This window comes from Enterococcus sp. DIV0176 (genome assembly GCF_050528535.1).
Lineage (GTDB): Bacteria > Bacillota > Bacilli > Lactobacillales > Enterococcaceae > Enterococcus_B > Enterococcus_B thailandicus.
Genome location: NZ_CP172879.1, coordinates 1,578,751 through 1,595,634, shown reverse-complemented (window position 1 = coordinate 1,595,634; position 16,884 = coordinate 1,578,751). Strand labels below are relative to the sequence as shown.

Sequence of the window (16,884 nt, the reverse complement as noted above, 5' to 3'; positions counted from 1 at the left end):
TCCTTCAAATAAGAATCTTCTTGTCTAAAGTATATGTCATTCTTTGAAAGAACGCTAGTTACTTTTTTCCAAGGTTAACATTTGTCCACCCATTGCTTCAAAAATTTCAGTGAAATCATCGATTGGAACTGCTCGATTTTTTTCGCCATAAGGGTCGTTCACGTAAATCATTTCCTTGTCATAGCCAGTTACGACACAAGCGTGAACTAGGGGAGTGACAGAAACTTCACCATTTTGGGTAGTCCAAGTCATAAAGTCAGTTTCATCAGGGACCTCAAACTCAATGGTGACGCTGGTCCAAACCGGTTTTTCTTCATTCAAGGCTTCTTTGATATCAGCAAGTGAGGCTTCTTTTTTTGCTTGTGCATGGTAGCTAGTGTGTACTACTTTTTGTGCGAGTGCAGCAATTGGTGCGACATAGACACCCATTGCCCAGTCTCCACCAGAAATATCACCAACAAATCCTTCATTTGGATCACCATGTGTACCATCTTCATTAAACACAGGGACATAAGTAAGTTCGTTTGCTAACAGGTTTTTGGTCGTTTCAAAACCATAGTAATTTAACAACATAGAAAGGGCAGTTACTTCACAGCCATTTTCTAAAGCTGGTTCGTCAAATTGGTTAGCAAGTGGAACATCTAAAATCATTTCATTCGCTTCATTGGATTTCTTTTTAGCTGGAGGCTTTTGGTCTTCTTGTTTTTGTTGTGCAGTTTCGTTTGAGCTGGGCGTTGTTAACCAATAGATTGAGCCAGCAGCAAGCAGACTAACGCTAACAATTCCACTTAATTTTTTTGCAACTTTCTTTTTCATAAGGACCTCCAATTATTCCGCAAGGGAACATCTTACATTCTTGCTATTATAATGCTTTTTTTGTGAATGTGAAATACTTTTACGTTAATTCCTGATGGAGAAGTTTACATAAAAAAATTAACAGCTAGTAATCATTTTTTCAACTATTTCAACTTAAAAAATGAGGGGAAGAAAAAATGAATAATTCCGTTCTTTTTTATGAATTTTATACGAAACTTTCGTGTTTAAAAGAGGTTTTATTTGTGAAAACGAAACCAGTAGGCTATAATGCCAATATGGTTTGTTCAAAAAAGTTATTAACAAGAATCAATTGGTAATGACAACGAACATTCTGCCTGAATAAATTACTTCAGGAAAGAAAATGGGGCAGCAGTGTAGGAGGATTTTGATGACGGAAGAAATGATAAATCTAGGAGAAAAGTATTCTTGTAAGCCAATTGGATTCACACAACCAGTTGTTGGAGAAGTTGTATCAAAAATGACGAATTGTGCCGTAGTCAAAGTTGCTCAATGTGCTGACGAAGACCAAGAATTATTGGAAGAGAAGTCCAGCATGGTTGTTGCAAAATATGATACATTTGAATAAAAAATAAAAAGGACAAGTAGTTCAAACATGAAAAAGTGTTGCTGCGTGTCCTTTTTGCTGTTTTTGAAAAAGTTCTATATACTTGACTTAATAAAGAGAAAAGTTTTCTTGAGATGAGAGAAGAGAGGTGATGTACGATGATAACAACCTTTACTTTGTTATTGTTTGCATTTGTTTTTGTCATGTTTTTATTTCTATGGTTCGTTCGTAGAGAAATTGTTTATAAAGCAGTACGAAATCGTTGGGTTTACTTGGTGGTTCCGTTTCTTGTGGTCTTAGTTATCTGGTTTACGATCATTAGTCAGCCAACGGTGGATGACTTGGCGAAAGCCGTTTTATCCGCAATGATATTCATCAGTTTTTTAATGGATAGTCGTGGGATAACGGAAGAAGGCTTGGTTTTAAATAGCTTTGATAAACGGGGCGTTCCTTTTTCTGAAATCAATCGAATCGTTTTATATCAACCCCAAGGCTCAAATGAAGTGAAAATGAACTTTTTCCGTAAGGGCTGGCGTGGGCCGATGTTAAAATTTTCCGCTTCTTTAGAGGAGTTGGTGCCATTTTTAGCGCAACGATTAAATGATGATGCTCAGATTGATATTATGATTGATGAAGAGTGAGGACAAGGTTGTGGCACAAAGCGGTTAGCTTCGAAAAAATAATGAGCAACTGGCGAAAATAGCTTTTTATATTTTTGACCAGGTGTGAGTTATTTCGAGAAGTTCTTTTGAAAACATCGCAGCAAAAAGAATTAATGAAACCGTTTTTATTACGAAGCAGATTTTATTTTCTATCAAAATGTTTACTTTAAACTAAAAAAGGAACACGTTTAGATTAATCCTAGACGTGTTCCTTTTTTATAATCTTGTAATTAGCTAAATACGCGGAAACGATCTTCATCGTTCATGTATTCTTTTTCGCCAGCGGGTGATTCAACAGAACCAAAAACTAATTGAGAACGTAGTTTCCAGTTTGCAGGAATATTCCATTCTTTTGCAACTGCTTCATCAATTACTGGATTGTAATGTTGTAAGTTTGCGCCAAGTCCTTGTTCGACTAATGAAACCCAAGTATTTGCTGTTGCAATACCATTTGATTGTTCTGACCAATCTGGGAAGTTGTCTGCATAAAGTTCAAATTGTTCTTGCAATCCTTTAACGATATCAGTGTCTTTGAAGAATAAAACAGTTCCGTAACCATTTTTGAAGCCAGCTAATTTTTGTTGTGTATTAGGAAAAGCTTCAGCAGGTGTTAATGGGCGAAGTGCTTCTTCTGTGATTTCCCATAATTTTTCGTGAGCGTCACCGAAAAGAATAACAGCGCGTGTTGATTGTGCGTTGAAAGCAGTTGGGCTTTCTTTGATAGCTTCTTTAATAAGTGCTTCTAATTCTGTGTTTGATAATGAAACGTTACGTCCTAAGTGATAGATCGAACGGCGATTTTTTAAAGTGTTTGTAAATGTAGTCATAGTATAGTCTCCCTTTGAATGTTGTTTTTTTACTTACTTTTTGTAATTGAATACAAAATGAAGTATATCATCTTACAAAAAGTAAGTAAATGGAAAAGCTCAAAAAAATGGAAATTTTTTTTTAGGAAAAAGTAAATGAGAAAGCAAAAAGAGTGATAACGGTTACTTAACTGCTTTAACGACTTTTTTTAGTCAGTTTATTGAGAGGAACTATATAATTATTAAATGTGTGTTTTTTTATTCTTATTATTTTGTCATTGAATTTTACTTATTTTTATAGAAAAGAAGTATATATTTCTTAGATAAGTTTTTCAGTTAAATTTTTCAGGTAATATGTTTATTATTTTCTGAAAATTTAAAGAATTGGGGTATAGATTATGGAAAATCAACAAGATAAAGGCTTCTTTGGTCAGCCGAAGGGGTTATCAACATTGTTCTTCACAGAGATGTGGGAACGATTCAGTTATTATGGAATGCGTGCATTACTTCTTTATTATATGTATGACGCAGTTTCCAATGGTGGTCTTGGATTACCACGTACAACGGCCTTAGCAATCATGTCGATTTATGGTTCACTTGTATTTATGTCAAGCATTGTTGGTGGATGGATTTCCGACCGTTTACTTGGAGCAAAACGAACAGTATTTTTTGGTGGAGTATTCATCATGTTTGGTCACATTGTTTTAGCGACACCATTTGGAGTAGGTGCTTTATTTATTTCAATGGCATTGATTATTATGGGGACAGCTTTATTGAAACCAAATGTGTCCGGAATGGTGGGACATCTTTATTCAAAAACAGATTTACGTCGTGATGCAGGTTTCTCAATCTTTTATATGGGTGTTAACTTGGGGGCATTATTAGCACCACTGATTGTTGGGACTTTAGGTCAAGAATATAACTATCATTTAGGTTTCTCGTTAGCAGCATTTGGGATGTTCTTCGGTCTACTACAATACATCATCCAAGGCCGCAAAACATTAGATGGTGTTGGAACAAAAGCTCCAAACCCATTAACACCAGAAGAACGTAAAGGTTTTATTCGTAACTTTATTATTGCGATTGTTGTCATCATTGCTATTTTTGGTGGTGCACAATTAACTGGTCATCTTTCTATTGATTTCTTTGTTAATTCGATTAGCATACTTGGAATTGTTCTACCTGTGTTCTATTTTGTAAAAATGTTAACGTCAAAAGATGTTTCTGCAGAAGAAAAACCACGAGTATTAGCATATATTCCCTTGTTTTTAGCAGCAATTATTTTCTGGTCATTACAAGAGCAAGGTTCATCGATTCTTGCGTTATTTGCTAGCGAACGAACACAATCAACTTTATTTGGTGTAACGATCCAAGCAAGCTGGTTCCAATCATTAAATCCAATTTTTATTTTTGTTCTGACACCTGTCTTCGTTACTTTATGGACGAAACTTGGACAAAAACAACCATCAACTGTTGTAAAATTTGCACTTGGGTTGTTATTTGCTGGGCTTTCTTACTTGTTATTGATGTTACCAGGTTTATTATATGGAACAGCTGGAAAAGTAAGTCCAATGTGGTTGGTTGGTAGCTTCTTCATCATTGTAATTGCAGAATTATGTTTATCACCAGTTGGCCTATCTGTAACAACTAAGCTAGCACCACGCGCGTTTGAATCACAAACAATTGCTATCTGGTTCTTAGCAGATGCTTCATCACAAGCAATTAACGCGCAAATCGCTCGTTTTTATACACCGGCAACTGAATCAGCATATTTTGGGATTATCGGAGTCGTTGCAATCATCGGTGGGATTTTATTATTCACAATCAAAGAACCAATTAAGAAATTAATGGGTTCAATTCATTAAAAAAATTAGAGCCTAGGGCAGTTGATGTCCTAGGCTTTTTTTGTGGAGAAAACGGTAAAACTTTGAGATTAAGTGTAAAGAAAGTTTATGAGAAATAGGTTTGCCAACAAAAAAATATTTTTGATTGTTTTTTCGGAGCTGAATGTTTTATGTTGGAAGATTATTTGTGGTGTTCCCAAAGCAACCCCTCGATATAATTTTCAATCACTTCAAAATAGAAAAAATTATTTTTTATGATTGCGTATTATATTGTTGAAGGGGAACGTTTTGAATCACAACCTTTATCCACCGTGCTCTCAAAGCAACTTCTCGAAATAATTCGTAACTGACTAAAAATATGAGAGGCTATTTTTGTCAGTTGCTCTTTATTTTTCCGGAGCTGATCGCTTTGTGTCACAACCTTATTCACGGTGTTCTCAAAGCAACTCCTCAAGATAGCTTGCATTCACTTCAAAATATGAAAAGCTATTTTGAGTGCTTGCGCGCTATCTTGTCGGAGCTAACCGCTTTGTGTCACAACCTTTTTTAAAAAGTTATTTCTTTTTACCAAAAACCTTGATAAGTAGAACGAATGTTCAGTTTTTTTGTTATAATAGAAGAGCATCAAAAAGTAAAGGAGGAGTAAAATGTCTTTACAATTTATTCTCGGCTCAGGTAAGAAAGATCATCGAACAGCACTGATTGATGAGGCAACGACTTGGTTAGAAGCAGCTCCTCAAAATCAAGTCTTTTTCCTTGTACCTAATTACAATAAGTTTGAACAAGAACAAGAGTTATTAGCAATGTTACGTCAGCGCAAAGGAACACAAACCTTTAGTACGACAAAGGTGCAAGTCTTTAGTTTTTATCGACTAGCATGGTACATTTTGCAACAGACAACTTTGCTTTCAGGTAATAGCATCACCGAGTCTGGCTCAGCAATGATTCTACGTCAGATATTAGAAAAAAACCGCGAAAAGTTGACCATTTTTCGTGGAGAAGTCAACAAAAAAGGATTCATCAAGCAACTCCAAGAATTATATGAAGAAATGCGCACAGGAAACATTCACCCAAGTGACTTAATAGCTAGTGTAACTGGGGAAAGTCCCAAAGCAGCAGACCAACAATTGAAAATGCAAGATTTACAGTTGATTTTTTCTGCGTATGAAGAAGAACTATTTGAGCGAATGCTACAAGCAGAAGATGTTTTAGCTATTTTAAGTGAGTATCTTTATCAACAAGATTTTCGCCATGTAAAATTTTTGATGACGGGTTTTTCTCGGATCAATGCCCAGGAGTATCAGTTGTTGAGCGCAATGATGGTCAAAGGAAACCTGGTTGTCGATTTATTACTTGATCGACCTTATCCTAATGAAGTGCCTGAACCCTTAAATCTGTTTCACGAAACAGGCAAGTTATATTTTCGCTTGTTGAACGGGGCAAAAGAACATCGTGCACCGATTTTGATTGATCAATATGCACCAGCGAAGGAAGTGCCAGAAGCGTTAGCCGCATTACAAGAGATGTGGGAAGAAACAAGTAGTCAAAAACAAAATCGTTCTCGAAAAGTTGGCGCACAAAAGACGATTCATTTGTGGGAGGCGGAAACACCAACGGAAGAAGTCCAACAGTTGGCCGTGGAAATTCGCCGTTTGGTTAGCGAGGGGGAATGTCGGTATCGTGATATTCAAGTATTGACGAAAGATATGCTTCTTTATGGCAATTTATTAAAGCCGATTTTTCAAGAAATGGCGATTCCGTTTTATCTCGATGAAGAGCAGTTGATGGAGAACCATCCTCTGATCGAGTGGATCAACAGTCTGTTTGCTTTGGATCGCTACGCCTATCGTTTGAGTGACATTATGCGATTTTTCAAAACGGAGTTATTGATTGCTCCAGAAAATCAAGAATTAGAGCAGGAACAATGGCAATGGATCAGAGATGATTTCCGCAAAAAATTAGATCTCACAGAAAATGTTGCCTTAGCTTATAATTATCAAGGAAACTACTGGACTCGCGCAAAGGATTGGACGTTTGTTTCTTACAACTTTGAAACAGAGGAGCTGGAAGACGTTCAAGAACTGCAAGAGCAGTCAAATGAGATTCGTCGTTTATTCCAGAGTAATATTCCGGGTTTCTTTAAAAAAATCAAAAATTGTGAAAATGGTCAAGAAGCTGCTAGTGTTTTTTATCAGTTTTTAGTGACCAGTGGTGTCCGTCAACAACTGTTATTTTGGCGGAATCAAGAAGTTGCCCGCGGAAATTTAGCACAAGCCAGAAATCATGAGCAAACGTGGGGTGCGTTGATCGACTTACTGGACGAGTTTGCATTGATTTATGGGGAAACCAGCTTTGAATGGGAAACATTCCAAGACATTATTAGCAGTGGACTAGAAAATTTAAGTTATGGGAAGATTCCTACAGCAATTGATCAAGTTCAAGTAAACCGCTTAGAATTAGTTCGTCCAAATCAAGCAAAAATTACCTTTGCTTTGGGCTTGAACGATCAAACTTTCCCAGCTCGTCAAGAAACAAAAGGTCTGCTATCTAGTGAAGAACGAGAACAATTGAATCAAGCATTGGCTGAAGATCAGTATTTGTTTGATCCTGCAACGGAAAGTATGTCTTCTGAACCTTTTCAAGCATATTTGGTCTTTCTTTCAGGAACAAAGCGACTTTATTTAAGCTATGCACAAAGTTACGATACGGATCGAAGTTTGAAAATTTCTCCTTATTTACAACGAATCAATCGTTATTTAGCAATTCCAATTGAGAAAAAGACACGATTGACGGTGACCAGTGAGCCAGCGGATTATATTGGGACGTATCGGAGTGCCGTTGATACGTTGAACCGAATGTTTCGTTTGGCAGCAGATGAGAAACAACAATTAGCGAAAGTATGGACTGAATTGAGAGAAGTCGTTCTCCATTCTCCTTGGCGGAACTTTGCTTTACGTGTATTTGAAAGTCAGTCTCATTTGAATGTTCCAGTTTCATTACCGACAGAGTTAGCAGAGCAGTTATACGGAAAAGAAATCTATACGTCTATTTCTCGTATGGAAAATTTTTACAACTGTGAATATAAATATTTTGTTCAATTTGGCTTGAAGTTGAAAGAACGGATGATTTATGGACTGACACCAGCAGCAACTGGGGACTTTTATCATGAATCACTGGATCGCTTCTTTAAATTATTATTTTCAAATGAACTTTCACTCGTTAACATGACGGAAAAAGAACGCCAAGCATTTACTGAGAAAGTTCTCCAAGAAGTTTTTGGTGAACTGCGTTTTGAAATTTTAGATAGTTCTGCACGGATGAACTACATCCGTTATCAATTGAGCCAAACAATCCAAAAAGTAGCGTGGGCGTTACAAAAACAAAGTAAAAATACCGGTCTCCATCCGTTACAAACGGAGATTTTATTCGGACAAATTGCTGGGGCAAAAGGAATCCCGGGTTTGGAATTACCTTTACAAAATGGTGGAAGACTACATGTTCGCGGAAAAATCGACCGTATCGACACGGCCACGGAACAAGACGAAACCTGGTTAAGTGTTGTGGACTATAAATCTAGTGGGCGAACGTTTGATGTTACGGAAGCTTACTATGGAATGGCCATGCAACTATTGACTTACTTAGATGTTGCCTTGATGGATGCAGTACGCTTAACCGGACAAGCCACAGTCAAGCCTGCTGGTTCCTATTATTTACATGTCCACAACCCTGTATTAACCGAAAACGAAGAAATTGAAAAGAATACGTTGAAAAAGTTTAGTTATGATGGCGTCTTTGTTGATGATCCGGGATTGTTGGAAGTTCTTGATCATTCGTTAGAAGCGAAAGAGCAATCTTTGATTTATCCAGTGAAAAAAAATGCGAAAGATGAGTATCAAAAGGGCAGTTACAGTAAAGAAAAATTCTTCACAGAAGAAGAATTACATCAGTTTATGGAACACAATCGTAAAAATATGCGTTTAGCTGGTGAAGCAATCACTTCGGGAGAAATCAAACTAAATCCAGCCTATAAAGATAAACAGCGGATTGCTTGTCAATTTTGTCCATTTCGAAGTGTCTGCACTTTCGATGTGATGTTAAAGGAAAACAATTATCATCGCTTAGAAAAACTGGATAAGGACGAAGCATTACGCAGAATTTTGAAACGAGGTGAAGAAGAGTGAGTCAGATTCCATTAAAGCCCCAAAATGAACGTTTTACAGATGAACAATGGCAAGCGATTTTTGATCGTGGGGACAATTTGCTTGTCTCCGCTTCAGCAGGATCAGGAAAAACCACAGTTCTTGTTCGTCGAGTGATTGAAAAACTTAAAATGGGTGTCAATATTGATGAACTCTTGATTGTTACGTATACGGAAGCTGCTGCACGTGAGATGAAAGAAAGAATCCAAGAAGCTTTGCAGTCGGCAATCAACGACGAAACAGATACGCAACGTCAGCAACATTTTACGAAACAATTAATGTTGCTACCCACAGCTAATATTTCAACACTACATGCGTTTTGTTTAACTGTCATTCGTCGTTTTTATTATCTGATCGATATCGATCCAGTTTTTCGAATGCTGACAGATGAAACAGAAACCTTGTTAATGAAAGAAGACGTGTGGGACGAATTACGTGAACGTCTTTACGGAGAAAAAAATGAGCGATTTTTCCAACTAACGACAAACTTTTCAAATGATCGATCAGATGAAGGCTTGACTGACTTAATCTTGTCTCTTTATGAGTTTGCGCGTGCGAATCCAGATCCAACTAATTGGCTTAAAGGATTAAGTGAATCTTATCGTTTAGAAGGCTCGCTTGGCGAATCGGCGTTATATCAAAATCAATTACGTCCATTGATTTTGGCAGATGTTTTTCAATGTGTACAGGCATATGAAGAGATGGTCAGCTTAGCTCAGACGGAAGGTTTGGAAAAAATGTACGACCAAGTTTCCGAGGAACGTGAACGAATCAATGCCATTTATGAGGCATTTATACAAGATCAACTAGAGGTGGCTTATCAAGGATTAGAAAACTTAACCTTTTCAACATTTAAAAGCAGTCGAAAAGCCGAATTGAAAGAACGATCAGCAGAAGTAAAAGCTCTTCGTGATCGCTCGAAAAAAATGATTCAAGGAATCAGTAAAAATTATTTCGCTGTTTCGCCAGCGCAAATGGAAGCTATTATGACACAAGCACTTCCTTTAGTCGAAGAGATGTGCCAAGTAACACAAGCGTTTATGGATGGATTTAGTGAGAAAAAACGCGAAAAAGGCGTATTAGATTTTAATGACCTAGAACATTTGGCGTTGATGATTTTGACCAAGAAAACCGCTGATGGTTGGATATCAAGTGAAGCCTCGAATTATTACCGAGAGAAATTCAAAGAAGTAATGGTTGATGAGTATCAGGATGTCAATCAATTGCAAGAAGCAATTTTATACTGGTTAAGAGAACCTGATCCAACGAATGGAAATCTTTTCATGGTTGGAGATGTCAAGCAATCTATTTATTCTTTCCGATTAGCGGATCCAAGTTTATTCATCAAAAAATATCAAGAATTTTCAAAAGCAGAAGGTGGTAGAAGAATCGTTCTGGCAGAAAATTTTCGTTCGCGAGAAGAAGTCTTGCGATTTACTAACCTGATTTTTGAACAAATTATGGATGAACAAGTTGGCCAGATTACTTATGATGAAGCAGCAAAACTGGCGTTAGGATTTCCTGATTTTCCTAATAGTACGCAGTTTGATCCAGAAATTTTGATTTATGAAAAAGAACAGGAAGAAACTACGGAAGAGTTGCCTTCGGATGATTTTCTTGAAGATAAAACAGAAGGCGAATTATTGATGGCGGGGTTGAAAATCCGTGAATTAATTGATAACAAGTGGGAAATCTACGATAAAAAATTGAAAGCTAATCGACCAGTCGAATATGGGGATATTGTCCTACTGACACCAACGAAAAAAAATAATTTAACGATTTTGGATGTGTTCAAGACCTTAGATATTCCACTGGAAATGAACGATGCTCAAAATTATTTCCAAGCAACAGAGATCCGGACAGTGATTTCATTACTACAAATCATTGATAATCCTTACCAAGACATTCCTTTAGTAGCTATTTTACGTTCACCAATCGTTGGCTTGATTGAACCTGAATTAGCGCAGATTCGCTTAGCGGATCGAAATCGTACGTTCTTTGATGCCTTTTTAACTTATGAAAAAATGAATCAAGATCACTTGAGTGCTAAGCTCTCTGATTTTAAAGAATTGTTGGATAAATGGCGTGAACTTGCTCGACGTTCTTCAATTGCGGACTTACTTTGGGCTATTTACTACGAGACGGGTTACTTAGAATACGTGGTTGGGTTACCAGCTGGGGCACAAAGACAAGCAAATTTATATGCATTAGTGGATCGTGCGAAAGCTTATGAGCAAAGTTCATTTCGAGGATTGTACCAGTTTGTTCGTTTTATCGAAAAAATGCAAGAAAAGGATAAAGATTTGGCAGAACCTGTCATTGCGGTGGAAGACAATGCAGTTCGTGTGATGACGATTCACGCCAGTAAAGGACTAGAATTCCCTGTTGTCTTTTTGTTGGACATGACGAAAGAATTCAATTTACAGGATTTGCGAAAACGCTACGTATTTGAAGAAAAATTAGGTGCAGGAATCCGCTACATGGACCCGCAAACTCGCGTATTATTTGATACATTACCTTTTCAAGCCATTAAATTAGCTAAACAAAACAAATTATTATCTGAAGAAATGCGTAAATTGTATGTTGGATTGACTCGGGCGGAACAAAAACTGTTTATTGTTGGCTCTTACAAGAGTCGTGAACAAACAATTAAAACGTGGGGCGAAGCGCTAAATGCATCGGAACTGGTTCTGGATCCAGCGTTGCGCTTGAAAGGTCGAGGGAGCTTGATGAATTGGATTGGCTACAGCTTGATTCGTCATCCTCGAATGTCTGAATATTTGGAGGACGAGTCAGTATTGACTTTAGCTGATGCGAACGGTTCCTTTACCGTTTTGTGGATGAACCAACAAGAGTTGGCGGAAAAGCGTCAACAACTTGCACAGCGGGAGCCTTCTTTAGTTACGCCGAAAGAAAACCAATTTGGTTTATCGGAGACTCTGCGTCAACGTTTAGCATATGTTTATCCTTATCAGGCTGCCACTCAAACGACGAGTTACCAATCTGTTTCAGAAATCAAACGATTATTTGAAGACCCAGATGATAGTCAGGCAACGAAGCTAACTTGGGAAGACAATCAAACAAAAGCAAAAAATCAACAATTTCGTTATACACAAGAACAGCTAGCTGAACCAAAATTTTTGCAAAAAGGTGTATCAGCAACTGCAATTGGAACAGTCACACATACGTTGTTGCAATTATTGCCATTGGAGCCACCAACAGAAGAAGCAATCCAAGCTTTACTAGCAGAGCTAGTCAAAAAGCGATTGGTGGATCAACAAGTGGCAGAAAAAGTCGACATTTCTGCAATTCTTTGGTTTTTTGAAACAGATCTTGGAAAATTATTACTGGAACACTCCACAAAAGTGAAAAGAGAGCAACCATTTGCGATGCTGATGACAGCGGAAGAAGTGTTTGAAAATTATCCGGATGAAACTGATGAATTACTGATTCACGGAATCGTTGACGGCTATATCGAATTTGCAGATGACATCTATCTTTATGATTTCAAAACGGATTTCCTTATGAATCCAGATGACCCAACTGAGATTGATAAAGTTGTTCAAAAATATTTAGGACAGCTCCGACTTTACCAACAAGCATTGGCTGATTCTTTAGGAAAACCTGTAACAAATACCTTTTTAGTTTTATTACGTGGCAAGAAAATCATAAATGTTAACAAAAGATTATGAATAAGCATAAGTTGCTTACACTTTGTAAGTATTATGCTATACTCTTCAAAAAGAGGTGAGTAAGATGGAGCTTACACAGACAGACTTTGTTCTATGTCCGAAGTTTGAGAAAACTTTCTCGATTTTGGGGAAAAAATGGAACGGGTTGATTATTGATGTACTACTAGAAAATGGTCCGCAACGCTTTGTTGATCTTGCTGCAAAGATTCCGATGGTTAGCGATCGAGTATTAGTTGAACGTCTAAAAGAGTTAGAAAAAGAAGGAATTGTTACTCGAAATATTTCCTGTAATGAATCCAATCGTTCTGAATATCTTTTGACTGAAAAAGGAGCAGACTTACAAAATTCAATCAAACAGTTACAAGTTTGGAGTGAAAAGTGGGTCACTGAGGAAGAATGCAGTTGATTTCAGGACAAAATTCTTGTAGAATTGATTTTGTAAATTGTAAATAAAAAAAGAACCATGACGAAAAAGAGTAGTTTGGCTAAACCAGATCAGGGAGATTTGTCATAGACTGAGAGCAAATTCTGTGTTTGAAAAATGAAGTTCACTTTCTGAGTTCGCCTAGTTTTTGATACTGGGCCGGCAATTGTCGTTAATCAAGTAAGTGTGTGAGTAGCTGATAGCTTTACTCACAAATTAGGATGGTATCGCGAAGACCTCGTTCCTTGATAGGAATGAGGTCTTTTTTGTATTTGAATTTGAAGGAGGAAAACAGCAATGTCTTTACAAGCACAACTCGAAAGCTTGAAAGAAGCAACGATTGTTAAAATTACTGCCGCACAGGATTTGAAAGAATTAAATCAAATCCGTGTGGAAACTTTAGGGAAAAAAGGCCCGATTACCGAAGTTCTTCGTGGAATGAAAGATCTTAGTCCAGAAGAAAGACCAAAAGTAGGTAGTTTTGCTAATGAAATTCGTGACTTATTAACGGCAGAAATTGAACGTAAAAAAGAAGTCCTTGAAGAAGAAGCGTTGAATGCTGCTTTAGCAAAAGAAACACTCGATGTGACTTTACCTGGTCGTCAAGTAAAACAAGGAACACGCCATATCTTGACGCAAATTATGGAAGAAATTGAAGATATTTTTGTGGGAATGGGTTACCAAATCGTTGAAGGTTATGAAGTGGAGTCAGACCACTATAACTTTGAACGAATGAATTTACCAAAAGATCACCCAGCACGAGATATGCAAGATACGTTTTATATTTCCGAAGATATTTTGATTCGTACACACACTTCACCTGTTCAAGCGCGAACAATGGAAAAACATGATTTTTCAAAAGGTGCATTACGGATGATCTCACCTGGGAAAGTTTTCCGTCGTGATACTGATGATGCTACTCATAGCCATCAGTTCCATCAAATTGAAGGTCTTGTGATTGATAAAAATGTAACAATGGGTGACTTGAAAGGGACACTGGAAGTTGTTATGAAGAAAATGTTTGGGGAAGATCGTAAAATTCGTTTACGTCCAAGCTATTTCCCATTCACTGAACCTTCAGTGGAAGTAGATGTTAGTTGTTTCAAATGCGGAGGCAAGGGTTGTAATGTCTGCAAATATACTGGCTGGATTGAAATCTTAGGTGCTGGAATGGTTCATCCCAATGTTTTAGAGATGTCAGGAATTGATCCAAATGAGTATTCAGGATTTGCTTTTGGACTTGGACCAGATCGCGTAGCAATGTTACGTTACGGCGTCAACGATATCCGTAATTTCTATCAAAATGACTTGCGTTTCTTAAGTCAGTTCAAGGGGGAGTAAAAAAGGATGTTAGTTTCATATAAATGGTTAAACCAATATGTTGATTTATCGGCAGTGACACCACAAGAATTAGCAGATAAGATGTCTGTTACTGGTATTGAGGTCGAAGGGATCGAAGTACCAGAAGAAGGTTTGAAAAAAATCGTCGTTGGTGAAGTAAAGGAATGTGTACCACATCCTGATTCTGATCACTTATCCATTTGCCAAGTAGATATTGGTGAAGATGAATTGTCTCAAATCGTTTGTGGTGCACCAAATGTTAAAGCGGGCATCAAAGTCATTGTGGCTTTACCAAATTCACGGATTGCTGGCAATGTGAAGATTAAAAAAGGAAAAATGCGCGGAGAAGTATCCAACGGGATGATCTGTGCATTACAAGAAATTGGTTTTTCTGATAGCGTAGTACCAAAAGAATATGCAGAAGGTATCTATTATCTTCCAGCAGAGGCTGTGAATGGTGAACCAGTATTTTCATATCTAGGTATGGACGATTCAATTATTGAATTATCCATTACACCAAACCGTGCAGATGCACTATCCATGCGTGGTGTTGCCTATGAAGTTGGCGCAATCTATCGTCAAACACCAACATTCGATGATGAAAAATTAACTGAAGTTGATCGTTTGGCAAGTGAAAAAATCACTGTGACTGTAGAGGACAAAGAGCTTGTTCCAGCATATCAAATTCGGGTAATTGAAGGAGTCAAAATTCAGCCAAGCCCACAATGGTTGCAAAACCTTTTAATGAACGAAGGAATTCGTCCAATCAACAACGTAGTTGATGTAACAAATTATATCCTGTTATTGTTTGGGCAACCATTACATGCATTTGATTACGACAAACTTGGTTCAAAGGAAATCGTTGTTCGTCATGCCAAAGAAGCAGAAGAATTAGTGACACTTGATGGTGAAGCACGTAAATTGACACCAGAAAACTTAGTGATTACTAATGGCGAGGTTCCTGTTGCTTTAGCAGGTGTCATGGGTGGATTGGATTCAGAAATCACTGAAACAACGACGACAGTAGCATTAGAAGCAGCTTTATTTGATCCAGTTTCGATTCGTCGAACAGCCAAACAATTCAATTTACGTAGTGAATCTTCTGCTCGTTTTGAAAAGGGAATCAATCATGCAACGATTGCTGAAGCAAATGATGTTGCGGCAGCTATGATCGTTGCACTTGCTGGAGGCGAAGTTCTAACAGGTGCAGTAGCTGGTGCGGAAGTAACAGTTGAAGATGTAACAGTTCCAATCACATTACAACGAATCAACCAGTATTTAGGTACAAAATTGACTAGCGCAGAAGTGAACGAAATTTTTGAAGCACTTGGTTTTGATTATCAAGAAACCAATGAAACGTATTCTGTTGTTGTTCCACCAAGACGTTGGGATATTCAAATTGAAGCAGACATCATTGAAGAAGTTGCGCGTATCTATGGATATGATCGCTTGCCATCAACGTTGCCAAGTGGAGAAACAGTTGCTGGAAGCTTGACAGCAGAGCAGACAGGCACACGAACAATTCGTACATTGCTTGAAGGCAGTGGGTTGAATGAAGCGATTAGTTATGCCTTGACGACTGAAGAAAAGTCTCGTCAATTCGCAATGAAAGAAACGAATATTACTCGTTTAGACTGGCCAATGAGTGAAGAGCGTTCGGTTCTTCGGATGAACTTGATTAGTGGGTTACTGGACAATGTTAACTACAACGTTGCTCGTAAAAATACTGATGTTGGTTTCTATGAAGTAGGACGTGTATTCTATCAAGAAAATGATCCTTTGACTCATTTACCACAAGAAGTAAAACATCTTGCGTTAGCTATTTCTGGTACATGGCAAGAAAAAGATTGGCAAACAAAAGCAGAAACAGTTGATTTCTTTACAATTAAAGGATTGTTAGAAAACATTTTTGCTCAATTAGCTATCACTGAACAAATTAGCTATCAAGCAACTACAATGCCAGAAATGCATCCAGGTCGGACGGCTGCTATCTATCTTGGTGAACAATACCTTGGGTTTGTTGGTCAAGTTCATCCAACAATTGCCAAAGCGTATGACATTCCAGAAACGTATGTTGCAGAATTAGATTTAGTTTCAATGATTGAAGCAGCACAAGCGGGCATTACTTATCATGCTGTGACAAAATTCCCAGCCGTGAGTCGAGACATTGCTTTGCTAGTGAAAGAAGAAGTAACAAACCAAGAATTGGAAACAGTGATCAAAGCATCCGCTGGTAAATTCTTAACAGGAATCCAATTATTTGATGTTTATCAAGGTGAGAACATCGAAGCAGGAAACAAATCGATGGCGTATAGTTTGACATTTGTAAATCCTGAAGCAACATTGACTGATGAAGAAATCAATAAAGCTATGGATAAAGTAATCAATGCGTTAACAGAAAACTTGCACGCAAGTATTCGTTAAGTCTTTTCTTATTCAGAAAAACCCAGCCACGAATCAGACAGGAAAGTCTAACTCGTGGCTGGGTTTTATTTAGTAAAAAGTGAGAGCCAAAATAGAAAATATTTTGGCTCT

Annotated in this window: 10 protein-coding genes and 1 other annotated feature; of the genes, 8 read left to right on the top strand and 2 right to left on the bottom strand. The window is 37.6% G+C overall.

Annotated elements, in window-relative coordinates:
* Positions 1 to 54: 54 nt before the first annotated feature.
* A complete protein-coding gene (locus IGJ66_RS07385) occupies positions 55 to 816 on the bottom strand; it encodes a C39 family peptidase (RefSeq protein ID WP_430616441.1) in 762 nt (253 codons plus the stop codon).
* A gap of 388 nt (positions 817 to 1,204) precedes the next feature.
* On the opposite strand from IGJ66_RS07385, the gene IGJ66_RS07380 reads away from it, so the two are divergent.
* Positions 1,205 to 1,402, top strand: coding sequence for a hypothetical protein (locus tag IGJ66_RS07380; RefSeq protein WP_067482398.1), 198 nt, complete (start codon positions 1,205 to 1,207; stop codon positions 1,400 to 1,402).
* Between the two features lie 137 nt (positions 1,403 to 1,539).
* The gene (locus IGJ66_RS07375; RefSeq protein ID WP_067482396.1) at positions 1,540 to 2,022 is read left to right on the top strand and encodes a hypothetical protein; all 483 of its coding nucleotides are present in this window, start codon (positions 1,540 to 1,542) and stop codon (positions 2,020 to 2,022) included.
* A 251-nt stretch (positions 2,023 to 2,273) separates the two neighbouring features.
* On the opposite strand, the gene IGJ66_RS07370 is transcribed toward IGJ66_RS07375, so the two are convergent.
* Positions 2,274 to 2,870: a nitroreductase family protein gene (locus tag IGJ66_RS07370; protein ID WP_067482395.1), complete on the bottom strand. Its 597-nt coding sequence runs from the start codon at positions 2,868 to 2,870 to the stop codon at positions 2,274 to 2,276.
* A 377-nt stretch (positions 2,871 to 3,247) separates the two neighbouring features.
* On the opposite strand from IGJ66_RS07370, the gene IGJ66_RS07365 reads away from it, so the two are divergent.
* The 6 genes from IGJ66_RS07365 (at position 3,248) to pheT (ending at position 16,773) form a co-directional block, all read left to right on the top strand.
* Positions 3,248 to 4,714: a peptide MFS transporter gene (locus IGJ66_RS07365; RefSeq protein ID WP_067482393.1), complete on the top strand. Its 1,467-nt coding sequence runs from the start codon at positions 3,248 to 3,250 to the stop codon at positions 4,712 to 4,714.
* A 626-nt stretch (positions 4,715 to 5,340) separates the two neighbouring features.
* Positions 5,341 to 8,874, top strand: coding sequence for a PD-(D/E)XK nuclease family protein (locus tag IGJ66_RS07360; protein WP_430616440.1), 3,534 nt, complete (start codon positions 5,341 to 5,343; stop codon positions 8,872 to 8,874).
* Complete coding sequence (gene addA / locus IGJ66_RS07355; protein ID WP_430616439.1) at positions 8,871 to 12,584, top strand: helicase-exonuclease AddAB subunit AddA; 3,714 nt, start codon at positions 8,871 to 8,873, stop codon at positions 12,582 to 12,584. Before IGJ66_RS07360 ends, addA begins: the two co-directional genes overlap by 4 nt.
* Before the next feature lie 64 nt (positions 12,585 to 12,648).
* The gene (locus tag IGJ66_RS07350; protein WP_067482388.1) at positions 12,649 to 12,990 is read left to right on the top strand and encodes a winged helix-turn-helix transcriptional regulator; all 342 of its coding nucleotides are present in this window, start codon (positions 12,649 to 12,651) and stop codon (positions 12,988 to 12,990) included.
* 48 nt (positions 12,991 to 13,038) lie between these two features.
* Positions 13,039 to 13,257: a binding site (T-box leader), on the top strand.
* A gap of 48 nt (positions 13,258 to 13,305) precedes the next feature.
* On the top strand, positions 13,306 to 14,349 hold the full coding sequence (gene pheS, locus IGJ66_RS07345) for a phenylalanine--tRNA ligase subunit alpha (RefSeq protein WP_067482386.1): 1,044 nt from the start codon (positions 13,306 to 13,308) through the stop codon (positions 14,347 to 14,349).
* 6 nt (positions 14,350 to 14,355) lie between these two features.
* Positions 14,356 to 16,773: a phenylalanine--tRNA ligase subunit beta gene (gene pheT / locus IGJ66_RS07340; RefSeq protein WP_430616438.1), complete on the top strand. Its 2,418-nt coding sequence runs from the start codon at positions 14,356 to 14,358 to the stop codon at positions 16,771 to 16,773.
* The last annotated feature ends 111 nt before the right edge of the window (positions 16,774 to 16,884 follow it).